Origin of the sequence: Uliginosibacterium sp. TH139 (assembly GCF_002855595.1) — a bacterium.
GTDB lineage: Bacteria > Pseudomonadota > Gammaproteobacteria > Burkholderiales > Rhodocyclaceae > Uliginosibacterium > Uliginosibacterium aquaticum.
Genome location: NZ_PKRR01000006.1, coordinates 101,164 through 123,615 on the forward strand (window position 1 = coordinate 101,164; position 22,452 = coordinate 123,615).

Below are 22,452 nucleotides of genomic sequence, written 5' to 3' on the forward strand. Positions count from 1 at the left end.
TTGTCCAAACCCTTGATTAAAAGGGGGGTAAGGGCGCTATCCTACGCACAACTTGAGCGCCGCGATTCGTCCGCTGCGTACCGGATTTCAGACCTTGGAGCCTTGCAATGGCCCTGATTGACAGCTTTTCCGCCTATACCCGCTGGCGTGCCGATGTCGGCAACGCCGTGCAGCATCTGCGCTCCTGGCTGGCGCACAACGAGATCGGTGATGCCCAGACCGAGCTGCGCCTGAATTGCGTGCTGGATCGCCTGAAGGAAGACAAGCTCGTTGTGGCATTTGTCGCCGAGTTCTCGCGTGGCAAGTCCGAGCTGATCAATGCCATCTTCTTCTCGCACTATGGCAGCCGCATCCTGCCTTCCAGCGCTGGCCGCACCACCATGTGTCCGACCGAGCTGCAATGGGAGCCGGGGCAGACGCCAGGCGTACGTCTGTTGCCGATCGAGACGCGTAATCGCCAGGAAAGCGTGGCTGATCTGCGCCGCATCCCCTCGGAATGGGTGCTGGAGCCGATCGATCTGAACGATGCCGAGAGTCTGCAGCGTGCTTTTGCCCGCGTTGGCGAGACGCGCCTGGTGCCGCGTGACACCGCAGAGCAGCTGGGCTTTGCGGTGGACGACAGCGGCGTGGAAGGTACCCGGCCGAATGCGGAAGGCATGGTCGAGATTGCCTGCTGGCGCCACGCCATCGTGCAGTTCCCGCACCCCTTGCTGGAGCAGGGGCTGGTCATCGTCGACACCCCGGGGCTGAACGCCATCGGTTCGGAACCCGAGCTGACGCTTTCGCTGCTGCCCTCGGCGCATGCTGTGCTGTTCATCCTGGCGGCAGATACCGGCGTCACGCATAGCGACCTGCAGGTCTGGCAGAAGCATGTGAACGTTGGGCATACCCAGCGCCATGGCCGCATGGTGGTGCTCAACAAGATCGATGGTCTGTGGGATGGCCTGCGCTCCGAAGCCGAGATCGATGCCGAGATCGCCAAGCAACTGCGCACGGCTGCGGCCACTCTGGATGTGCCGGAGTCGCTGGTGTTCCCCGTGTCTGCCCAGAAGGCCTTGCTGGCCAAGGTGAGCCAGGATGGTGCGTTGCTCGAGCGCTCGCGTATTTCGGCGCTGGAAAGCGCGCTGTCGACCGAGCTGTTGCCGGCTCGGCAGGACATCATCCGTGAGAATGCCCTGCTCGAATGTGGCGAAATCATCCGCCGCGCGGGCGAGCTCTTGCATACGCGGCTGGTTGGCCTGCGTGAGCAGCTCAAGGAGATGGCGGATCTGCGCGGCAAGAATCAGAGCGTGATCGAGTACATGATGCGCAAGGTGCGCGCCGAGAAGGATGAATTCGATCAGGGCCTGCAGAAGTATCACGCGGTGCGCAGCGTGTTCACCAACCTGTCCAACAAGGTGTACTCGCACATCGGCATGGACGCGGTGCGTACCGAGACCCGCCGCACCCGTGAAGCCATGGGCACGGCTACTTTCTCGCGCGATCTGCGTCAGGCCATGCTGGAGTTTTTCGATGCACTGCGGGCCAAGCTGCGTGACTCCTCGGGCGAGATCAACGAGATCACCACCATGCTTGATGCGATGTACAAGCGCCTGGCCGTGGAGCATGGCCTCAAGCTCGCCTCGCCGAACACCTTCTCGACCCTGCGCTATGAGCGCGACATTGTGCGCCTGGAGCGTGCCTTCAACGAGGAGCTGAATACCCTGGCCTCAATGGTGACTCACACCAAGAGCACGCTGACCCAGCGTTTCTTCGAAACGGTTGCGCTGGAGGCTCGCAAGACCTTCGAAATGGCCAATCGCGATGTGGAGCAGTGGCTGCGCGTGGTGATGTCGCCGCTCGAAACCCAGGTGCGCGAGTATCAGCTGCAGTTGAAGCGGCGCCTGGAAAGCGTCAAGCGCGTGCATGAGGCGACCGGTACGCTTGAGGAACGCATCCGCGAACTGATGCAGGCCGAAGGTTCCTTGCTGCGTCAGATGAAGGAAATCGACGCGATGCGTTACGTGATCGAGAAGGCGCTGGGCGCCTCGATCGATTCGGTGCCGCGGCGCGAGGATGATCTGGCTGCCTGAGCGGGCCAATGCACAAAAAGAAACCGGGCCTTGGCCCGGTTTCTTTTTGTGCTGAGGAGGCTTACTTCTGGGTCAGCTTGATGAACTTGGCCATCAGTTGGTCCGGATTCTCGACCCGGTCCGGGTCGTGCGGGATGCAGTCGACCGGACAGACCTGCTGGCACTGCGGCTCATCGTAGTGGCCCACGCATTCGGTGCACTTGTCCGGATTGATCTCGTAGATTTCCTCGCCTTGCGAGATGGCGCCGTTGGGGCATTCAGGTTCGCAGACGTCGCAGTTGATGCAGTCGTCGGTGATGATCAGGGCCATTCGGGTCTTTCCTTTCGGTGTTGCAGTGGCTGCCCGGCGGACCGGGCTGGCTGGGTTATTCCGGGTTCAGCGGGCGGCGAGCTTGGCGCGGATGCGCGTGGTGACCGTGGGGTGCACGAACGTGCTGACGTCACCGCCAAGCAGGCCGATCTCTCGCACCATGGTTGCCGAGAGGAACATGTTTTCCTCGCCGGGGGTCAGGAATAGGGTTTCGACATCCGGATGCAGGCGGCGGTTCATGCCCGCCATCTGGAACTCGTATTCGAAGTCGGAGACGGCACGCAGGCCGCGCACGATTACGCCAGCGCGTTTCTCGCGCACAAAATCAATCAGCAGACCCGAAAAGCCCAACACTTCGATGTTGGGCAAGTCACCCAATACCTCCTGGGCGATTTCCACCCGCTCGGCCAGCGAGAAGAGCGGATTCTTGCCACTGCTGGCAGCGACGCCGAGGATGATGTGATCAAAGATACGGGCACTGCGGCGCAGCAGATCTTCGTGGCCGCGGGTGAGCGGATCGAAGGTGCCGGGGTAGACGGCGATGCGCGGATTCATGCGGATTCTCCTGCCGGGGGAAGGGCGAACAGTCGGTAGTGTACCTGACCCGCTTTGCCGGATTTGCGCAGTGCGAGGCCGGCGTAGGCGTCCACCGCCTCCTCGGCTTCAAGATAGACCCGCGCGCCGGGGGTAAGCACCTTGGCCAGGTGGGGCTCCAGGCGCTCCAGCCAGCCTTGGCGATAGGGCGGATCGAGGAACACCAGATCGAAGCGCTCCGGTGTGCTCTGCAGGTATTTCAGCGCATCCCCCGTGACCAGCTTCAGGTTGCCGAACGCCAGCTTGGCCTGATTTTCACGCAGATGGCTGGCGACCTTCGGCGCGAGTTCCAGCAGCGTGACGCTGGCGGCTTCTCGCGAAGCTGCCTCGAAGCCCAGCGCTCCGCTACCAGCAAACAGGTCCAGGCAGTGGAGGCCGTCCAGCTCTTGCCCGAGCCAGTTGAAGAGGGTTTCACGCACGCGATCCGGCGTCGGCCGCAGGCCGATCGAGTCGGGCACTTCAATGAGGCGGGAGCGGTGGGTGCCGCCAATGATGCGAACCTTGCTCACGGGAGTTCGGGCGAATGGAAAGGCGGGCATTTTCGCATGGCTTGGGCTACACCGGCAGTCGGTGGCGATGTGCTACAGCCCCGCCGCCGGTTTGCAGGGGCTTATCTGCTTGGCGCGGGTTTGCCGCCCACGATCACGGTGACCAGATGTTCCGGTTTCACATGGCGCGCGAAAGCGGCGCGTACATCTTCCAGGGTGACGGCTTCGACGCGGGCGGCGTAGGTATCCAGCGCGTCGAGTGGGCGGCGGTAGAAGCCAAGGTCGGCGACCTGACCGAGCAGCTTGGCATTGCTGTCGAGGCGCAGCGCGAAACTGTTGATCAGGTTGGCTTTGGCGGCGGCCAGCTCTGCCGCGCTGGGGCCTTCGGCGAGGAATTTGGCCAGCGTGTCCTGCGCGACCTTGACGGCTTCTTCAGCCTGCTCTGCCTTGGTTTCGAGGCCGATGCGGAACAGGCCTTCGGCGGCCATCGGAGCGAAGTAGCTGTAGGCGCCGTAGGCGAGGCCGCGCGCGTCGCGGATTTCTTTCATCAGGCGGGCATTGAAGCCACCTCCGCCGAGCGTGTAGTTGCCAACGGTGAGGGCCATCAGGTCAGGATCGGCGCGCTTCAGGGCGGGCATGCCGATGGCGATGTGGGCTTGCACGGAGGGGTGCGGGATACGCTCGAGGCCGCCCTTGGGGAGACTGACGGCGGGGAGGGGCGGAGCTTCGTTGCCGGTCGGCAACCCTGCGACCAAGGCGTTGGCGATGGCTTCGGCCTGGGCGCGGCTGAGATTGCCGACCAGCGAGATCTGGGCATTGCGAGTGACATAGAAGCGGCGGTGGAAGTCGATCAGGTCCTGGCGTGTCAGGCGCTTCAGATCCGCCTCGCTGAGGATCTTGCCGTAGGGGTGGTCGCCGTAGTTGAGCTGGCCGAAACGACGGTTGAGGACTGCGGCAGGCTGGGTCATGCCCTCTCTCAAGCCGGCAATGGCACGGGCGCGCTCGCGCTCCAGCACCGCAGGCGGAAAACTCGGTTCGGTGAGGATCTGGCGCAGCAGACCCAGTGCGGCCTCGCGCTCGCTGACGCTGCTGAGCACGCGCAGATGCAGGCTGGCACGGTCGGCATCGATGCCGCCGCCAAGTTGGGCACCGACATCGGCGAGGCGGTCGGCAATCGCGTTGTCATCCAGCGCACGCTTGCCCTGGCCAATGCCGGCGTCGAGCAGGCCCTGGGTCAGGGCGGCCGTGCCAGGCCGGGCGGGCGGATCAAAGGCCGAGCCGGCCGCGAAATCGATCTGCACGTCGAGCATGGGCAGGTTGTTGTTTTCGACGAAGAGCACCCGTGCCCCGTTCGCTGTGTTCCAGCTTTCGATGGCGACGCCAGCGTGCGCAAGGCCGCTGAGCAGGGTGAGCAAGCTGGTGAGGATCAGTTTCATTGCAGGCATCCAGTTCTGTAGGGAGGGCTCGGGTCCGCCATCGGTGCTGATGCGCGGCTCAAGCCATCCCTAAGGGGGCGTCATTGCGGCGTGTGATTCGGCTTGGTGGGCAGGGGGATAAGCTCGGCAACGGTGAGCGTGTCGTCCCCCAGTAGCGTTTGTGCGGCGGCCTGAACTTCGGCGGGAGTGACGCTGCGCACGGCGTCGAGCAGGCGGTCTTCGTCACGCCAGGAAAAACCGCTCATTTCGAGGCCGGCGATCTGCATCGCCTGGCCCATGTTGGAATCCTGCGAAAAGACCTTGCCGGCGAGCAGTTGGGCCTTGATGCGGGTGAGTTCTGATTCCTTGACGCCCTCTTTGGCGATCCGGCTGATCTCGCCGCGCAATGCGGTTTCGAGCTGGGGCATGCTGACGCCCTTGCTGGGCACCCCTTCAAGGATGAACAGGCTCTGGCGGCCGCGCGAGATTGCATCGTAGCCGGCGCCGGCCGACACGGCCAGCTTGTGCTCGCGGACCAGACTGCGGTTGAGGCGTGCGCCGTCATAGCCATCCAGCACGGCGGCCAGCACCTGCAGGCTCAGTGCCGTGCGGGTGGTGGCCGCCTGCGTGTCGAGCGAAGTCAGGCTCGGCGCGCGCCAGGCCAGCATCAGGTAGGGCAGTTCGGCCGGGGCTTTCACTGCGATGCGGCGTGTGCCGTTCTGGGCCGGTTCGCTCAGTGCCTTGCGGGTAGGCAGGGGGCGTGCGGCGAGTGGGCCATAGATCTCCTGCGCCTGCTTGAAAACGGCCTCGTGATCCACGTCACCCACCACGATCAGCGTGGCGTTGTTCGGCCCATACCAGCGCGCATACCAGTCACGCACATCCTGTGCCGTCATGCTGTCCAGCTCCGGCATCCAGCCGATCACCGGGCGACCATAGGGGTGAGCCTGATACACCGCGGCCATCAGCGCCTCCTGGGCTTTCGAGCGCGGCTGGTCGTCGGTGCGCAGGCGGCGCTCCTCCTTGATGACTTCGATTTCCTTGGCGAAGAGTTCATCCTGAACGATCAGGTTGGCCATCCGGTCCGCCTCAAGCGCCATCATGGCGGCGAGGCGCTCTTTCGGGATGAGCTGGAAATAGGCGGTGTAGTCCTGCGAGGTGAAGGCGTTGTCGCGCCCACCGACGGCGGCTACGAGCTTGTTGAACTCGCCCGGGCCGTGTTGCCGGGTGCCCTTGAACATCATGTGTTCCAGCGCGTGGGCCACGCCGGTAGTGCCGGTGATTTCGTCCATGGCGCCAACGCGGTACCAGACCATGTGGGTGACGGTCGGCGCGCGGCGGTCCTCCTTGACGATCACCTTCATGCCGTTGGCCAGCGTGGTTTCGAAGGGATTGGCGCTGGCCGCCAGACTGGTCGTCAGGACCAGGGCGAGCAGGGCAGGCTTGAGCAGGCGAAGCAGGGGCATCTGTTAGACTTCCTCATCGTTTTCATTGGCTGGCGCGCCCGCGCCGAGCCGGCATCGTAGACCAAAGATTCCATGTTCAGTTTCTTCAAGAAATCCGAAACCCCTGCAGAGACCGTGGCGACGCCTGCCGAAGCGCCCAAGGCTTCGTGGCTGTCGCGCCTGAAGGCAGGGCTCGCGCGCACCAGCTCTTCGCTTGGTAGCGTGTTCTCGCTGCGCAAGATCGACGAGGAACTCCTCGAAGATCTGGAAGCTACCCTGTTGATGGCTGATTGCGGCGTCGAGGCCACCCAGACCCTGCTGGCCGAGTTGCGTCGCCGCTGGAAACACGACAAGCTCGAAACCGGCGATCAGCTGCGTGCCGCGTTGGCCGAGCACCTGGTGAAGCTGCTGACGCCCTTGCAGCAGCCACTGGTGATCGACGGACACCAGCCCTACATCATCATGCTCTCCGGCGTGAACGGGGCGGGCAAAACCACCTCCATCGGCAAGTTGGCACGCCACTTCCAGAGCCAGGGCAAGAGCGTGCTGCTGGCGGCGGGGGACACCTTCCGCGCCGCGGCACGTGAGCAGCTCGTCGAATGGGGCAATCGCAATAACGTCTCGGTGATCGCGCAGGACGGTGGCGATCCGGCCGCCGTGGCCTTTGATGCGATCAGCGCGGCCAAGGCGCGCGGGATCGATGTGGTGATGGTCGACACCGCCGGCCGCCTGCCCACCCAGCTGCACCTGATGGAAGAAATCGCCAAGGTGCGCCGGGTGATCCAGAAGGCCGAGCCGAGTGGCCCGCACGAGGTGCTGCTGGTGCTCGATGGCAATGTGGGCCAGAACGCGCTGGCCCAGCTCAAGGCTTTCGACAAGGCGGTGGGCATTACCGGGCTGATCATCACCAAGCTCGATGGCACCGCCAAAGGTGGCGTGATCGCAGCCATCGCCCGTACCCATCCCAAGCCCTTGCGCTTTATTGGCGTGGGCGAAGGCATCGAGGATTTGCAGCCCTTCATGGCAACGGAGTATGTTGACGCACTTTTGGCGACCGGTAACACGGGCGCTGCCGAGGCAGTCTGAGCATACTGACAATCATGAAGGAGACATCATGGGTGCATGCAGCAAGGTGGTGGCCGGAATCATGGCGATGAGCGCAATGGGCGCTGGCCTCGCCGCTGATCTGGAGTTCCAGAAAAGCGGCGTCACCAAGGACAACCTGCCGGTGATGACCGCGCAGATCAAGTCGCGCCTGACATTCCCGCTGGCGTGGACGCCGCAGGTCAAGGATCTCACAGCCTGGCAGAAGGCCGGCCGCGCCAAACTGTGGGAAATGACCCTGCATGCACCGGACAAGACGCCTTTCGACATGCAGGTGCTCGATGAAGTCGATCGCGGCAGCTACGTGGCGCGCAAGGTGGTCTTCAATCTCACCGCCGACAGCCGCGTGATGGGCCTCCTGCTGGTGCCCAAGGGCAAGGGCCCGTTCCCGGCCGCGATCATGTACCACGACCACGGCTCCAAGTTCGACATTGGCAAGGAAAAGTGGATTGCCACCTGGAATGACGAGGCCCGTCTGGAGTCCTCCAAGGGCTGGTCCAAGCGTTTCTTCACCGATCGTTTCCCTGGTGACGAACTCGCCAAGCGTGGCTATGTGGTGTTTGCCCACGACGCGCTGGGCTGGGGCGACCGCGGCATGCTGACCTACGACATGCAGCAGGCGCTGGCGGCGAACTTTGCCAACATGGGCTCCTCGCTGGCGGGCCTGATGGCGCAGGAAGATGCGCGTGGCGCCGAGTTTCTGGCCAGCCTGCCGGAGGTGAACAAAAAGCAGGTGGCGGCTGTCGGTTTCTCGATGGGCGCCTTCCGCGCCTGGCAGGCCGCCGCGCTGACTGATGCGGTGACAGCCACGGTGGCGGTCAACTGGATGGGTACGGCCGAGGGCCTGATGGTGCCTGGCAACAACCAGCTGCGTGGCGGCTCGGCCTGGCAGATGACCCACCCGGGCCTGATGCGCTATCTCGATTATCCGGATGTGGCCAGCCTCGCCGCGCCCAAACCGATGCTGATCTATGCCGGCGAGAAGGACACGCTGTTCCCGCTCGATTCGGTGAATGCGGCCTTTGGCAAGATGAGCAAGGTGTGGGGCGCCTGGAAGGCGGCTGACAAGTTCGAATCCAAGGTTTGGGCTGGCGGTCATGTGTTCGAAGCCGAGCAGCAGGACTATGCCTATAACTGGCTCGATCGCCAGTTCGGAATCCGGCGCTGAGCAGTGTCCTGAATCTTGAAGGGCGCCCGCGGGCGCTCTTTTTCATGCCTGCACGGTGCGGGTCTGGGCCCAGCTGCGCAGCTCGCTCATGGACTCAGCCATTAACACCGAGAGGGGCCGGGTACGCGCCATCTCCGCCACGAGATGCGGCGTGGCCAATGTCTGGCGTGCGGCATGTGCCTCGAAGCTGGCGGCGATCACTGCCTGCTCGATCTCGGCGCCGGTGAAGCCTTCGCTGGCGCGTGCCAGCTGGTCGAGTTCAAAGCGTTCGGGCATGTGCTGGCGCCGGGTGAGGTGAATGCCCAGAATTTCGCGCCGTGTGGCCAGATCCGGCAGGTCGACAAAGAAGATCTCGTCGAAGCGCCCCTTGCGCATTAGTTCCGGTGGCAGGCTGCGGATTTCGTTGGCCGTGGCGGCAATGAAGACCCGTGAATCATGTTCGGCCATCCAGGTCAGCAGGCTGCCCAGCACGCGCCGGCCCACGCCGCCGTCACTGTCCGCCGAGCCTTGGGCGAGGGCCTTTTCGATCTCGTCGATCCACAGCACGCAGGGGGCGAGGGCCTCGGCGGCCGCCAAAGCCTTGCGCAGCTTGCGCTCGGTTTCGCCGTGGAATTTGTCGAACAGACTGCCCATATCCAGGCGGGCCAGCGGCACTTTCCAGGCACCGGCGATGGTGCGGACGGCGAGACTCTTGCCGGCGCCCTGAACCCCCAACAGCAGGATGCCGCGCGGCCATGGCAGATCTGCCGCCTGACCCGCGAAGGCGGCCTGGCGCAGCGCCAGCCAGCGTTTGAGATTGGGCATGCCGCCGACCCGGGCGAGGTCCGTGACGGCGAACTCGATTTCCAGCGCAGAGTCTGCACACATTTCGCGTTTCACCTGCACGACCCGTGCCACGTCAGCATGGGTGATCGCCGCGTCATCGCGGATCGCCAGGCGCAGCAGGCGGCGTACGTCTTCTTCGCAGAGTCCCAGCAGATGCTGGACCAGCAGATCCGCTGCGGCCTGCTCGCCCTGCACCTTGCGCCCTTCGCGCGAGCGCGCGAACAGCTCGATCTCTTCGGCAAAGATGGCCTTGATCCGTGCGACATCCGGCAGGCTCAGGCTGTGGAACAGGGCGTGGCGGGCGATTTCGGGGGGCAGGCTGATGTCCGGCCCGATCAGTACCAGGGTGCGGGCACAGTCGGCATGAGTGAAGGCGATTTCGCGCAACAGACGTTGCACGGCGGCTTGTTCAAGAAAGGGATGCACGTCACAGAGCAGGTAAAGGCCGGCCTTGCCCGCCTTGTCGATGTGATGCAGTGCCGCTTGCAGTTCCTGCGTGTTCTCGACGGCGCGTTGCTGTCCTTCCTGATCGTCGCGCTCAGGTTGCCAGCCCTCCACCGTCTGCCAGTTCTGACGGCGATCTCCGCCGTACTGGAAATTGGCGTGACTCAAACCGTCGGCAATACTCCATTCGTAGAGTGCGCCGCCTGCTTCCGCTGAAATCTTGCGCAACAGCGCCCGCGCGCGGGGCTCTTCATGGGTTTCAATGCACAGGATCGGAAAGCGCGAGGCCAGCGCGTGGCGAAGGGCGTCAAGATCGTTCATGGCGTGCTTTTCGCGTGGGAGATGACGGGCGATTGTAATCGCTGCCTTCGTTTGCCTGCCGTGGTCAGCCTGGGCTGCGCAGGACCAGTGGCAATGCTGCCGGTTTGCACGGGCGCCGATGGGCCGCTTTGCGGGTAAACTTCTGGCTTTCCCTGCCGGCCTCATTTTCCATGATCCGTTTCGAACGAGTCACCAAACGCTACCCCGGCGGCCACGAGGCGCTGGCCGACGTGAGCTTCGAGATCCGCCACGGCGAGCTGGTGGTACTGGGCGGCCACTCGGGCGCCGGCAAGAGCACCTTGATCAAGCTGATCGCTTCGCTTGAGAAGCCCACGGCCGGCAAGGTGTGGGTCAGCGGGCAGGACGTGGGCAGCCTGCGTCCGAATCAGGTGCCGTACCTGCGTCGCAGCCTTGGCCTGGTGATGCAGGAGCATCGCCTCCTCACTGACCGCACGGTGTTTGACAACGTCATGCTGCCGCTGCTGGTGACCGGTTATCCGCCCAAGGATGCAGCCAAGCGCGTGAGCGTAGCGCTGGAGAAGGTCGGCATGGGCGAGTTTGAGCAGGCCATGCCGCTGACGCTTTCGGGCGGCGAGCAGCATCGCGTGGCGATTGCCCGCGCGATCGTCAATCGCCCTTCGGTGCTGATCGCTGACGAGCCGACCGCCCATCTCGACCCGGCCTATGCGCGCGAGATTGCGGCGCTGTTCCGCTCCTTCCATCAGGCCGGGGTCACCATCCTGCTCGCCACGCATGACGAGACCCTGTTCTCGCCTTACGGCTCACGCCGCATCGAACTCGACCATGGGAGGCTGGTGGCATGAGCATCGCCCTGTTTCCGCACCGCTTGGCCTTGCGCCAGGCGTTTGCTCGTCTCACCGCCAAGCCGCTGGCGACCTTCCTTTCCGCGCTGGTGGTGGCCATTGCCCTGTCCTTGCCGGCACTGGGCCTGGTGCTGATGGACAACCTTGGCGGTCTGGCGCGTGGCGTGTCCGGCAAACCCGAGATCAGCGCCTTCCTCAAACGCGAAGTGAGTGCCGAGCAGGCCCAGCGCGTGGAAAACCGCCTGCAGGCCGATAAGCGCATTGCCGCGCTGCGTTTCGTGCCGCGTGATCTGGCGCTCAAGCAGTTGGCCGCACGCGGCGGCTTTGCTGATGTGAGCGGCGCACTGGTCGAGAACCCTTTGCCGGACGCCTTCATCATCGAACCGACCGGTGAGAATCCGGCGGTGTTCGAAGCCATCCGCACGGCACTGGCCGCCATGCCCGAGGTGGCGCATGTGCAGCTCGACTCGGCCTGGGTTGAGCGGCTGCATGCCGCTGTTGAGCTCGGGCGCTGGTCCATGTTGCTGCTCGCCGGCTTGCTGGGTGCGGCGCTGGTGATCGTGACCTTCAACACCATTCGTCTGCAGATTCTCACCCAGCGCCACGAAATCACGGTGAGTCTACTGCTGGGCGCCACGCGCAACTTCGTGCGTCGCCCCTTCCTCTATTTCGGCCTGCTGCAAGGCCTGCTCGGCGGGTTGGTGGCCTGGGCCCTGGTCGAAGGTGTAATGGCGTTGATCGCCCCGCGCATCCAGGATCTCGCCCGCAGCTATAACATCGTGCTCGACTTGCATGGCCCGACGCCGCTGCAGGCTGCCGGCCTGCTGGCATTCGCCGCGCTGCTGGGCTGGTTGGGGGCTGGGCTGTCGGTTCGCCGCCACCTGCACGACGGGGCAGTCGATTGAATGAGGCAGAAGCGGGCTTGCTAGTCTGGCGCGGCAAACCTGTATTGCAAAAGTAGTGTGGTCGCACTAAGTTGGCTGCCTGCTGCATGCATGACCTGAAAACAAGAATATGTTCGTCTGATGTGCCGCTGGACCCTGCTGCCGGACATCCGGCTGCGGGCATCGAGAGAGGCTTCGGGACTCCCGGTCTCTCTGTGCAACCAAAGGAGACCCTGATGAGCCGTTTTACTACCCGTCGTACCGTTCTGGCCGTTCTGGCGGCTGTATCCACCCTTGCATCCCTGCCGGCCTTCGCTTCGAAGGACAAGCCGGTGATCGGCTTCTCGATTGACGATCTGCGCGTGGAGCGCTGGACGCGCGATCGTGACTATTTCGTTGAGGCGGCCAAGGGGCTGGGGGCCGAGGTCAATGTGCAGTCGGCCGATGCTAACGAGCAGCGCCAGATCTCGCAGATCGAGAATCTGATTGCCAAGAAGGTCGATGTAATCGTGATCGTGCCCTTCAACTCCAAGGTGCTTACCAACACCGTGAAGGAAGCCAAGAAAGCCGGCATCAAGGTCGTGTCCTACGACCGTCTGATCCTGAACGCTGATATCGATGCCTACATTTCCTTCGACAACGAGCGCGTCGGCGCGATGCAGGCGGAAGGCATCGTCAAGGCCGTCCCCAAGGGCTCTTACTACCTGCTGGGCGGCGCACCGACCGACAACAATGCCAAGCTCCTTCGTGCGGGCCAGATGTCGGTGCTCAAGCCTTACGTTGACAAGGGGGACATCAAGATTCTTGGCGACCAGTGGGTCAAGGACTGGAACCCTGAAGAGGCCCTGAAGATCATCGAGAACGTGCTGACCAAGAACGCCAACAAGGTGGATGCCATCATTGCCTCTAACGACGGTACTGCAGGCGGTGCGGTGCAGGCGCTGGCTGCCCAGAAGCTCGCCGGCAAGGTCGCAGTATCTGGTCAGGATGCTGAGTTGGCGGCGGTCAAGCGCGTGATTGCCGGTACCCAGGCCCTCACGGTTTACAAACCGATCCGCGAAATCGCCGCAGGCGCAGCCAAGCTCGCCGTGCAACTGGTGAAGGGCGACAAGCCCGCCTTCAATGCCCAGCTCGACAATGGCGCGAAGAAGGTTGATTCGGTGCTGCTCTCGCCGACCACCATCACCAAGGCCAATGCCGATCTGCTGGTGGCTGACAAGTTCTTCACCAAGGAACAGTTGGGTCTGAAGTAAGAAGCGTCTGTCGCGTCAGCACTCCTGCCCGGTAGGGCGGAGTGCTGACGCGACGGCTTCTGTTCCAAGCCGGTCTGGAGGTTGCGTGGCTGAATACCTGTTGGAGATGCGTGGCATCGTCAAGGATTTCTCTGGCGTGAAGGCGCTGAATGGAATCGATCTGGCGGTGCGTGCCGGTGAGTGCGTAGGCCTGTGCGGCGAGAACGGCGCAGGCAAGTCCACCCTGATGAAGGTGCTCTCAGCGGTGTATCCGCATGGCAGCTGGACGGGCCAGATCCTGTGGAATGGCCGGGAGCTCAAGGCACGCGGCATTCGCGAAACCGAAGAGGCCGGCATCGTGATCATTCACCAGGAACTGATGCTGGTGCCGCATCTGTCGGTCACTGAAAACATCTTCCTTGGTAACGAAATCACCGGCTTTGCGGGCACGCTCGATTACGCCGCGATGCATCAGCGCGCGGCCGAGCTGATGCGTGACCTGAAGATGCCAGAGGTGAATGTGGCGCTGCCGGTGTCGCAGTACGGCGGTGGCCACCAGCAATTGATCGAGATCGCCAAGGCGCTCAACAAGAAGGCACGCCTGCTGATTCTCGATGAGCCGACGTCCTCGCTGACCAAGGCCGAAACGGCGATCCTGCTCGACATCATTCTGGATCTGAAGAAGAAGGGTGTGGCGTGCGTGATGATCTCGCACAAGCTCGACGAGATCGCCGCCGTGTGCGACACGATTAGCGTGATCCGCGACGGCACCCATGTCGGCACTCGGCCGATGGGCGAGCTGTCGGTGGACCAGATCATCACCATGATGGTCGGGCGCGAGATCACCAACCTTTTCCCGCGTGAAGAGCATCCGATCGGTGAGGTGATCTTCGAGGCGCGCAATGTCACCTGTTTCGACGTCGACAATCCAGCGCGCAAGAAGGTGGATGACGTCTCCTTCCAGTTGCGCCGCGGCGAGGTGTTGGGTGTGGCCGGGCTGGTGGGTGCCGGGCGCACCGAACTGGCGATGGCGATCTTCGGCTGTTACCCGGGTAAGTCCGAAGCCACAGTGCTGCTCGATGGCAAGCCGGTGCACATCAATTCACCACAGACGGCCGTGAAGTCAGGCTTGTGCCTGGTGCCGGAGGACCGCAAACGTCACGGCATCGTGCCGTTGATGGGGGTGGGGCACAACATCACGCTGTCCGTGCCCGAGCAGTTCAGTCGCTTTGGTGTGATCGATCAGGCCGCCGAGATGCAGACCATCGAGAAGATGATCCGCCGCATGCGCATCAAGACGGCGACCCCCATGTTGCCTATCCAGGGCCTTTCCGGCGGGAATCAGCAAAAGGCCGTCTTCGCCAAGATGCTGCTGCCCTCGCCACGGGTGCTGATCCTGGACGAGCCGACGCGGGGTGTTGATGTCGGCGCCAAGTACGAGATCTACAAGCTGATGATGGAGCTGGTAAAAGAAGGCATGTCCATCATCATGATCAGCTCCGAGCTGCCGGAACTGCTGGGCATGAGCGATCGGGTGTTGGTGATCGGCGAGGGGCGCCTGCGGGGCGACTTCATCAACAGTGGCCTGAGCCAGGAAACCGTGATGGCCGCCGCCATCGGGCAGACAGAGACGTAGGTGCGACTTCAGTCGCATGTCACAAGCGGATGGCCGACTGAAGTCGGCCCTACAAGAAAAGAAATGGGCAGGGTATTGATATGACATTTTTCCGCAGTCTTCAGCAGGTTTTTTCGCGCTACAAGATCCTTGCCTTGCTGATCGCCATCGCGCTGATCTGGAGCTTCTTCACCTGGCAGAGTGAGGGCGCTTTCCTGACCGCGCGCAACCTTTCCAACCTGCTGCGCCAGATGGCGATCACTGCGATGCTCGCCTCCGGCATGGTGTTCGTGATCATCGCCGGTGAAATCGATCTTTCGGTGGGCTCGATGCTGGGCTTGCTCGGTGGTGTGGCGGCGGTGCTGGATGTGAGCTTCCATCTGCCCTTTGGCCTGAACCTTGCCATCGTGCTGACGCTGGGTCTCTTGCTGGGGCTTTTCAACGGCTACTGGGTGGCTTACCTGCGTGTGCCGTCCTTCATTGTGGGCCTGGCTGGCATGCTGGTGTTCCGCGGCATCCTGTTGGCGGTGACGGATGGCTCCACCATTGCGGTCGAATCCGAGACCTTCATTGGCTTCGGTCAGGCCTACCTGCCGATCAGCGTGGGCAATGTGCTGGCAGTCCTGCTGTTCGTGATGCTGGTGGTGCTGACCCTGCGCGCTCGCGCCAACCGTGTGCGCTACCAGCTGGCGGTGCCACCGTTGTGGCAGGAGCTTGGCAAGCTGGCGGCGATTGCCATCATCATCGCAGGCTTCGTCACGGTGCTGAACAGCTACGAGGGCATTCCGGTGCCGGTGCTGATCATGCTGATCATCCTGGGGGCTTTTTCCTTCATGGCGCGCAACACCGTGTTTGGCCGGCGTATCTACGCGGTGGGCTCCAATCTGGAGGCGACGCGCTTGTCCGGCGTGAATACACGGCTGGTGAAGATGGCCCTGTTTGGCCTGATGGGCCTGATGTGTGCGCTGGCCGGCCTGACTAACACCGCGCGGCTGGCCGCTGGTTCTCCCTCGGCCGGCAATATGGGCGAGCTCGATGCAATCGCCTCCTGCTTCATCGGCGGTACCTCGATGCGCGGCGGCTCCGGCACCATCCTTGGGGCGATTATCGGTGCGCTGATCATGGCGAGTCTGGACAACGGCATGTCCATGCTCAGCGTCGAGAGTTACTGGCAGATGATCGTGAAGGGCTCGATCCTGCTGCTGGCCGTATGGATAGACGTGGTGTCGGGTTCCAGCGAGCGCTGAGCCTGGCTGCAATAGGGCCAGCTCAGGGCTTGGCCCGGCAGTTATCCATGCCGGCGTCGAGTGGAGCTTGGTCGCCTACCGACATGAAGGCCCAGCGGTAGCTGGCAGGCTTGAGGCGCAACAGCAGCACGCCATGCTGTCCGTAGATGCGCGCCTCGCTGCCCGCCTGCTGGGTGCCCTCGGGATACAGACCCGCGCCGCCCGTACCCACCACGAAGTGACGGATCCCGCCGCGGCTGACGGGCCGGCCTTCGGTATCGAGGCGGGCGAAACGCTCGTAGTGATGATCGTGCCCGCTCAGCACCAGATCGGCGCCGGCTGCTTCGAGCAGCGGCAGGGCGGTCCGCATGCTGGCATCGTTGCCATGCGGGCCGGAGCTGAATACCGGGCGATGCCACAGGGCCAGCAGACAGCGACTCCGATTCGCGGCGAGATCCTGGCGCAGCCAGTCCAGCTGGGAGCGGGCTTCTTCGTCCTTGAGTTCGCTGTTGAGTGACACGATGTGCCAGCCACCCAGCTTGCGGCTGTAGTAGCCACGGCGTTGCGGCCCGGCAATCCTGCCGAAGTAGTCGAAGTAAGCGTCGGCCTTGCCGGTGCCGTAGTCGTGATTGCCAGGCGCGGGCAGGCTACGGCGGCGGAAGCGGCCCCAGGTCGGCTCGAAGCAATCGGCATACTCCTGGGCTGTGCCCAGCGGGTAAGTCAGATCGCCGGTCAGCGCTACCCAGGCTCCGGGAATGCGTGCTGCCAGTGCGGCTGTGCGGGCTGCGGCAGACTCCGCTGCCGGTTTGTTGTCGCATTGCGCAATGTCGCCGACCACGATCAGCGGTACTTCGGCGGCCACGCTGGTCAGAGGCAGCAGTAAGGCGATCAGCAGGCAGAGTGGGCGCATGACGGCAGCGGGCAGGGCAGATGTGGCATGCTCGCACCCGGAGTGCTGCCGATCAAGCGCGGTGGCCCAGTTGAAGGGAAATTGAATGCAAGCCCTGATCGAATTTCTGCAGGCCACGCTGGTGGTTCCGCTGGCCTTGCTGCCCATCATCAATCCGCTCGGTGGTGCGGCGCTGTTCGCCAGCATCACGGGCGGTAGTGAGCGGTTGGCCAAGCCCATGGCGCGCCAGGTGGCGATCAATGTCTGGATCATCCTGATCGTGGCGATGCTGGTGGGTTCCTATGTGCTGGAGCTGTTCGGCATCTCTCTGCCCATCGTGCGGGTGGGCGGGGGGCTGTTGGTGGCCGTGACTGGCTGGCGCATGCTCAATGATGAGGGGAGCGATGCCGTGCGCGATGCGGTGGCGAACGAAACAGCCGAACTCTCATCGCAGGAGATTGCCAAGCGCAGCTTCTTTCCGATGAGCTTTCCGCTCACTTCCGGCCCGGGCTCCATCGCCACCTCCATCGCGCTGGGTACGCGCTTTCCGCATACGCCGACCAACTATGTGCTGGGCGTGATCGTGGCTGCGATTGGCGCCGCGCTTACCGCTGCAGTCGTGTTCTTCTGTTACCGCTATGCCGTGCGCCTGCAGAAAAAGCTGGGTGACATCGGTGTGATTGTGGTGGCACGCATGTCCGCCTTCATTCTGCTGTGCATTGGCATCGAGATGATGTGGGGCGGCTGGGTGGATCTGAACCGTGCCCTCCTTATCCACTGAAACTGTTTTGATCGGCTAGACTTTCCCGCTTCCCCCGTACCAGGAGTTCAGCATGTCCGCTCAGGTCATTTCCACTGCCGCAGCGCCTGCCGCCATAGGCCCCTACTCGCAGGCCGTGCGCGCCGGCAATACGGTCTATCTTTCGGGCCAGATCGGCCTCGATCCGGCCAGCGGCCAGCTGGCCGAAGGGTTTGAAGCCCAGGCCGTGCAAGTGTTTGCGAATCTAAAGGCAGTGATTGAAGCCTCCGGCGGCACGCTGGCGAATGCGGTGAAACTCACCATCTATCTGACCGATCTGGCCAACTTTGCGCGCGTCAATGAGTTGATGCAGCAGCATTTCGCAGCGCCTTATCCGGCGCGCGCCACGGTCGGTGTGAGTGCCCTGCCGCGCGGGGCGCTGGTCGAGATCGATGCGGTGCTGGTGCTCGACTGAAGCATCTTGAGCGACGCGCCCAAGCCCCGGAAAACGCGGGCGGCCCGGACTGACAGGCCGGCCGGTGAGGATGCACCCGCACGCAAGCCGGTCTCGGCTCTCACCGGCCGGCTGCACAAGCTCGGCATCTACAATGATGCCGACATGTTGCTGCATCTGCCGATGCGTTATGAGGACGAGACCCGAGTCGTCTCCATCCGCGAGGCCGCCCCTGGCCTGCCGGCTCAGATCGAGGCCGAGGTCGAGCATTCCGAGATCACCTTCAAGCCGCGGCGCCAGCTGGTCGCCAAATTGCGCGATGACAGCGGCGTGATCTATCTGCGCTTCCTGAACTTCTACCCTGCGATGCAGAAGCTGCTGGAGCCCGGGCGCCGCGTGCGCGCCTTTGGCGAAGTGCGCAGCGGTTTCTGGGGCGAGGAGATGATTCACCCGCGGGTTCTGGCGGTGACAGAGGGCGAGGCCTTGCCGCAATCGCTTACGCCGATCTACCCGTCCACCGCCGGCTTGGCCCAAGCCGCGCTACGCAAGCTGGTGCTGCGAGCTTTTGAGCGCTCCAGCCTGGTTGATTTTCTGCCTGAAGCCTTGCGCAAGAGCCTGCGCCTGGCTGGCTGGGAGCGCAGCCTGCGCTTCCTGCATCAGCCGCCGCCCGAAGCCAGCCAGGCCGCGCTGGAAGAGCGCAGCCATCCGGCCTGGCGGCGTGTGAAGTTCGACGAATTGCTGACCCAGCAGATCCAGTTGCGTCGTGCCTACATCGAGCGCCGCGCGCATGCTGCGGCGAGCCTGCCCGCGCAGGGGCGCCTGCCCGCCCAATTGATTGCCGCGCTGCCCTTTGCGCTGACGGGTGCGCAGGCGCGTGCGGTGGACGAAATCGCCCGCGATCTGGCTCAGGCGTATCCGATGCAGCGCCTGCTACAGGGCGACGTGGGCAGTGGCAAGACCATTGTGGCTGCGCTGGCCATGCTGCAGGCGGCCGAGAATGGTCTGCAGGCGGCCCTGATGGCGCCGACCGAGATTCTCGCCGAACAGCATTACCGCAAGCTGGACCAGTGGCTCACGCCGCTTGGCATCGGCGTAGCCTGGCTCTCGGGCTCACAGAAAAAGAAGGAGCGCGCTGCGATGCTGGAGAAGATCGCCAGCGGCAAAGCGCTTCTGGCCGTGGGCACTCATGCGCTGATCGAGGATACGGTGGGGCTGGAGAAGCTGGGCCTGGCGGTGGTGGATGAGCAGCACCGCTTCGGCGTGCGTCAGCGCCTCGCGCTGCGCGAGAAAGTGGCCGGCCGCCTGCCGCACATGCTGATGATGAGCGCCACGCCAATCCCGCGCACGCTCGCCATGAGCTATATGGCGGATCTGGATGTGAGCGTACTCGATGAACTGCCGCCGGGCCGCACGCCGATCGTGACCAAGCTGGTGGCCGACTCGCGCCGCGAGGAAGTGATCGAGCGCGTGCGTGATGCCTGCCGCGAAGGGCGCCAGGCCTACTGGGTGTGCCCGCTCATCGAGGAGTCTGAAACGCTGCAGTTGCAGACCGCAGTCGAGACCTACGAGACCCTGGCTGCCGAGCTGGCTGAACTCAGGGTCGGGCTGGTGCATGGTCGCTTGAAGCCGGCTGAGAAGGCAGAGGTGATGGAGGCCTTCCTGCGCAACGAAACCCAGGTGCTGGTGGCGACCACAGTGATCGAGGTCGGCGTGGATGTGCCCAACGCCAGCCTGATGGTGATCGAGCACGCCGAGCGTTTCGGTCTGGCGCAATTGCATCAGCTGCGCGGCCGAGTCGGGCGCGGTGCGGCGGCCTCCACCTGTGTGCTGGTGTATGCGCAGCCGCTGTCACAGAACGGCCGCGAACGCCTCAAGGCCATCTTCGAAACCACCGATGGCTTCGAGATCGCACGGCGCGACCTGCAGTTGCGCGGCCCGGGTGAATTCATCGGAGCACGCCAGAGCGGTGTGCCGCTGCTGCGTTACGCCGATCTGGAGGCTGACGTGGATCTGATCGAAGTGGCCAAGCAGGCCGCTGAAGAACTGCAGGCCCGCTATCCCGAAGCGGCAGATGCCTTGCTGCGCCGCTGGTACGGCGGGCGGGCGGAGCTCCTCAAGGCCTGATATTGCTCAGGAGTATTGCTCGGAGCCGGCGCCAGCCGCCTCGCGCATCTTCACCAGTTCGACCAGCCAGTCGACTTCTTCCAGCCCCAGGGTGCGCACGATGGCGTGGTTGACGCGCGAGAGGATCACTTCGTCCGGCAAATCCTGTTCGATACCGAAGGCCAGCGAGGCCGCTAGATGGACGACGCCCGCGTAGGGCGTTGCACCCTCGGCATCCGGCTTGATGTAATGCAGCAGCGCATCCTGAATCTCCAACGGGAAATGCCACTGCCTTGCCAGTTCGGCGCTGACTTCGGCATGGTTGAAAGACAGGTTCAGGCGCTCAAGCGCCGCCAGTTCGCCCACCGAGAGGTTGCGGCAATTTTTGGCCACCTGCTGCCCGATCTCCGGGAAGCTTAAATTGATCAGCAACTGTCCGATGCGGTGCATCAAGCCTGCCGCATAGGCATATTCTGGATTGATGCTGGCCAGCCTGGCGAGCGCCTTGGCAGTCTGCGCCGTGAGCTGCGAATGCTTCCAGAAGCGCGCCAGATCGATGCCTTCCACCCGGGCGATGGCGCCGGTGACGCCCGAGGCGATCACGATGGAGCGCAGCGAGTTCAGGCCAATCATGGCCACTGCGTCATCGATTCCGCCCACCGTCTTGCGTCCGCCGTAGTAGGGCGAGTTCGCCAGGCGCAGGACGCGCGCGGACAGCGACTGATCCTGCCGGACCTTGGCGATCAGGTCTGCGAGGTCTACATCGTCCCGGCCCAGCGAGGAGATCAGTTCCTGAACGATGGCAGGGATGGTCGGAAGCTGGGGCAGTTTCTGGAACAGGCGATCAACGGGGCGCATGGTGTCTCTCTGCTGGTGGTGGGCTTGTCGACCGGCTTACGGCTTGCCAGGAGTCGCCTTGAGTGCCCTTTGGGGGCGACGCGGGCTATCATCGGCCCATCTCACCCGGAACTGCCCTCATGACGCTACTGGAACGCCTGGATGCCTACGAAAAACTGATGCGTCTGGATAAGCCCATCGGCACCCTGCTGCTGCTGTGGCCCACCTTGTGGGGGCTGTGGTTTGCGGCCAGCGGTCTGCCCAATCTGTGGGTGCTGTGGATCTTCGTGATGGGCACGGTGCTGATGCGCTCGGCTGGCTGCGTCATCAACGATTGGGCTGACAGAGACTTCGACGGTCATGTCGGCCGCACCCGGGAGCGCCCGCTGGTGATCGGCTTGGTGTCCGGGCGCGAAGCCCTGTGGCTCGCCGCCGCGCTGGCACTGCTGGCCTTCGTCCTGATCCTGCCGCTCAACCGGCTGGTGATCTGGCTCTCTATCCCGGCGGTGTTGCTGGCCGCGAGCTATCCCTTCACCAAGCGCTTCTTCGCCATCCCTCAAGCATATCTGGGGGTGGCCTTCGGTTTCGGCATCCCGATGGCTTTTGCGGCGCAGACCGGCACGGTGCCGGCGCAGGCCTGGTGGCTGCTGGCGGCCAACGTGTTCTGGGCGATTGCCTACGATACGGAGTACGCCATGGTTGACCGTGAGGACGATCGAAAGATCGGCATCCGCACTTCAGCGCTCACCTTCGGCCGCTTCGACATTGCTGCGATTGCGATCTCCTATGCGGCCTTCCTCGGTTTGATGGCCTGGATCGGTTATGCCGACGGGCGTCGGGGCGCCTATTTCGTTGGCGTCGGCCTTGCCACGCTGATTGCGCTGCATCACCTGTTCCTGATCCGTGATCGTGAGCCCGCTGCCTGCTTCAAGGCTTTTCGCCATAACAACTGGCTCGGGCTGGTGGTGCTGGTAGGCCTGTTGGCCGATCATCATCTGCATCCCTGATGACCCAGAGCGAACTCGTGGCCCTGATCTGCGCCTCGCATCAGCGTCTGCTGGGCGTGCCGCTGGCCGATCCTGCATTGAGTGCTCTGGCCGCTGCGCGCTGGCTGGCTGAAGAGGCGCCGTTTTGCGTGCTGGCGCATGAGGCGGGAGTGGATCCGCGCTTCATCTTCGCCAATCGCGCGGCCTGCGAATGTTTCGAATATCCGCGCGAAGAACTCGTCGGGCTGCCTTCGCGCCTGTCGGCCGAAGCGCCGGATCGCGCCGAGCGCCAGGCTTTGCTCGATGCCGTGGCAAGCAAAGGTTTTGCGACCGGCTACCGCGGGCTGCGCATCGCGAAGAGTGGGCGGCGCTTCTGGATCGAGGACGTGACGGTGTGGAACCTTGTCGATGAGGCGGGCGTCACACAGGGGCAAGCGGCCACTTACCGGCGCATCACGCCGCATGAAGGAAACTGAA

At 63.6% G+C, this 22,452-nt stretch carries 20 protein-coding genes and 1 pseudogene; 13 read left to right on the forward strand and 8 right to left on the reverse strand.

Features of this window, described 5'->3' with window-relative positions; all coding sequences use genetic code 11:
- Positions 1-107 precede the first annotated feature (107 nt).
- Positions 108-2,072, forward strand: coding sequence for a dynamin family protein (locus tag C0V76_RS14455; protein ID WP_101943320.1), 1,965 nt, complete (start codon positions 108-110; stop codon positions 2,070-2,072).
- 61 nt (positions 2,073-2,133) lie between these two features.
- Here C0V76_RS14455 and C0V76_RS14460 read toward each other — a convergent pair.
- The 5 genes and pseudogenes from C0V76_RS14460 to C0V76_RS14480 all read right to left on the reverse strand — a co-directional run.
- Positions 2,134-2,433, reverse strand: a pseudogene (locus C0V76_RS14460) (YfhL family 4Fe-4S dicluster ferredoxin); the annotation flags it as partial.
- Between the two features lie 15 nt (positions 2,434-2,448).
- On the reverse strand, positions 2,449-2,937 hold the full coding sequence (gene coaD, locus C0V76_RS14465) for a pantetheine-phosphate adenylyltransferase (RefSeq protein WP_101943322.1): 489 nt from the start codon (positions 2,935-2,937) through the stop codon (positions 2,449-2,451).
- Positions 2,934-3,485 (reverse strand): 16S rRNA (guanine(966)-N(2))-methyltransferase RsmD, encoded by a 552-nt coding sequence (gene rsmD / locus C0V76_RS14470; protein WP_101943323.1) that lies wholly within the window; start codon positions 3,483-3,485, stop codon positions 2,934-2,936. Before rsmD ends, coaD begins: the two co-directional genes overlap by 4 nt.
- A 101-nt stretch (positions 3,486-3,586) precedes the next feature.
- Positions 3,587-4,900 carry a pitrilysin family protein gene (locus C0V76_RS14475; protein WP_216821747.1) on the reverse strand — a complete coding sequence of 438 codons (1,314 nt, stop codon included), beginning with the start codon at positions 4,898-4,900 and terminating at the stop codon, positions 3,587-3,589.
- Between the two features lie 80 nt (positions 4,901-4,980).
- Positions 4,981-6,345, reverse strand: coding sequence for a pitrilysin family protein (locus C0V76_RS14480; protein ID WP_101943325.1), 1,365 nt, complete (start codon positions 6,343-6,345; stop codon positions 4,981-4,983).
- A 72-nt stretch (positions 6,346-6,417) separates the two neighbouring features.
- On the opposite strand from C0V76_RS14480, the gene ftsY reads away from it, so the two are divergent.
- Together ftsY and C0V76_RS14490 are read left to right on the forward strand one after the other, a co-directional pair.
- The gene (gene ftsY, locus C0V76_RS14485; RefSeq protein WP_101943326.1) at positions 6,418-7,410 is read left to right on the forward strand and encodes a signal recognition particle-docking protein FtsY; all 993 of its coding nucleotides are present in this window, start codon (positions 6,418-6,420) and stop codon (positions 7,408-7,410) included.
- 28 nt (positions 7,411-7,438) lie between these two features.
- A complete protein-coding gene (locus tag C0V76_RS14490) occupies positions 7,439-8,596 on the forward strand; it encodes a dienelactone hydrolase family protein (protein WP_101943327.1) in 1,158 nt (385 codons plus the stop codon).
- Positions 8,597-8,638: 42 nt separating this feature from the next.
- Here C0V76_RS14490 and C0V76_RS14495 read toward each other — a convergent pair whose 3' ends face one another.
- Positions 8,639-10,186, reverse strand: a complete 1,548-nt coding sequence (locus tag C0V76_RS14495) for an AAA family ATPase (protein ID WP_101943328.1) — start codon at positions 10,184-10,186, stop codon at positions 8,639-8,641.
- A gap of 170 nt (positions 10,187-10,356) precedes the next feature.
- Here C0V76_RS14495 and C0V76_RS14500 point away from each other — a divergent pair, with 170 nt between their 5' ends.
- The 5 genes from C0V76_RS14500 to C0V76_RS14520 all read left to right on the forward strand — a co-directional run bounded on the left by C0V76_RS14500 (position 10,357) and on the right by C0V76_RS14520 (position 15,988).
- Complete coding sequence (locus tag C0V76_RS14500; protein WP_101943329.1) at positions 10,357-11,010, forward strand: cell division ATP-binding protein FtsE; 654 nt, start codon at positions 10,357-10,359, stop codon at positions 11,008-11,010.
- Entirely contained in the window at positions 11,007-11,915 is a 909-nt protein-coding gene (gene ftsX, locus C0V76_RS14505; protein ID WP_101943330.1) for a permease-like cell division protein FtsX, read from the forward strand. Before C0V76_RS14500 ends, ftsX begins: the two co-directional genes overlap by 4 nt.
- Positions 11,916-12,130: 215 nt before the next feature.
- Positions 12,131-13,147 carry a D-xylose ABC transporter substrate-binding protein gene (gene xylF, locus C0V76_RS14510; RefSeq protein ID WP_101943331.1) on the forward strand — a complete coding sequence of 339 codons (1,017 nt, stop codon included), beginning with the start codon at positions 12,131-12,133 and terminating at the stop codon, positions 13,145-13,147.
- Between the two features lie 85 nt (positions 13,148-13,232).
- Positions 13,233-14,762, forward strand: a complete 1,530-nt coding sequence (locus tag C0V76_RS14515; protein WP_101943332.1) for a xylose ABC transporter ATP-binding protein — start codon at positions 13,233-13,235, stop codon at positions 14,760-14,762.
- Positions 14,763-14,842: 80 nt separating this feature from the next.
- Positions 14,843-15,988 (forward strand): sugar ABC transporter permease, encoded by a 1,146-nt coding sequence (locus C0V76_RS14520; RefSeq protein ID WP_101943333.1) that lies wholly within the window; start codon positions 14,843-14,845, stop codon positions 15,986-15,988.
- 22 nt (positions 15,989-16,010) lie between these two features.
- Here the strand turns inward: C0V76_RS14520 and C0V76_RS14525 are convergent, their stop codons facing one another.
- Entirely contained in the window at positions 16,011-16,877 is an 867-nt protein-coding gene (locus tag C0V76_RS14525) for a metallophosphoesterase (RefSeq protein ID WP_158239251.1), read from the reverse strand.
- Positions 16,878-16,962: 85 nt separating this feature from the next.
- On the opposite strand from C0V76_RS14525, the gene C0V76_RS14530 reads away from it, so the two are divergent.
- From C0V76_RS14530 to recG, 3 genes are read left to right on the forward strand one after another with little or no spacing between them, the layout of a single operon-like run.
- Positions 16,963-17,637, forward strand: coding sequence for a MarC family protein (locus C0V76_RS14530; RefSeq protein WP_101943335.1), 675 nt, complete (start codon positions 16,963-16,965; stop codon positions 17,635-17,637).
- 52 nt (positions 17,638-17,689) lie between these two features.
- A complete protein-coding gene (locus tag C0V76_RS14535; protein ID WP_101943336.1) occupies positions 17,690-18,070 on the forward strand; it encodes a RidA family protein in 381 nt (126 codons plus the stop codon).
- 6 nt (positions 18,071-18,076) lie between these two features.
- Complete coding sequence (gene recG, locus C0V76_RS14540; RefSeq protein ID WP_101943337.1) at positions 18,077-20,173, forward strand: ATP-dependent DNA helicase RecG; 2,097 nt, start codon at positions 18,077-18,079, stop codon at positions 20,171-20,173.
- A gap of 6 nt (positions 20,174-20,179) precedes the next feature.
- Here the strand turns inward: recG and C0V76_RS14545 are convergent, their stop codons facing one another.
- Complete coding sequence (locus C0V76_RS14545) at positions 20,180-21,010, reverse strand: HDOD domain-containing protein (RefSeq protein ID WP_101943338.1); 831 nt, start codon at positions 21,008-21,010, stop codon at positions 20,180-20,182.
- A 119-nt stretch (positions 21,011-21,129) separates the two neighbouring features.
- On the opposite strand from C0V76_RS14545, the gene ubiA reads away from it, so the two are divergent.
- Together ubiA and C0V76_RS14555 are read left to right on the forward strand one after the other, a co-directional pair.
- Complete coding sequence (gene ubiA / locus C0V76_RS14550; protein ID WP_101943339.1) at positions 21,130-21,996, forward strand: 4-hydroxybenzoate octaprenyltransferase; 867 nt, start codon at positions 21,130-21,132, stop codon at positions 21,994-21,996.
- The gene (locus C0V76_RS14555; RefSeq protein ID WP_101943340.1) at positions 21,996-22,451 is read left to right on the forward strand and encodes an MEKHLA domain-containing protein; all 456 of its coding nucleotides are present in this window, start codon (positions 21,996-21,998) and stop codon (positions 22,449-22,451) included. Before ubiA ends, C0V76_RS14555 begins: the two co-directional genes overlap by 1 nt.
- The last annotated feature ends 1 nt before the right edge of the window (position 22,452 follow it).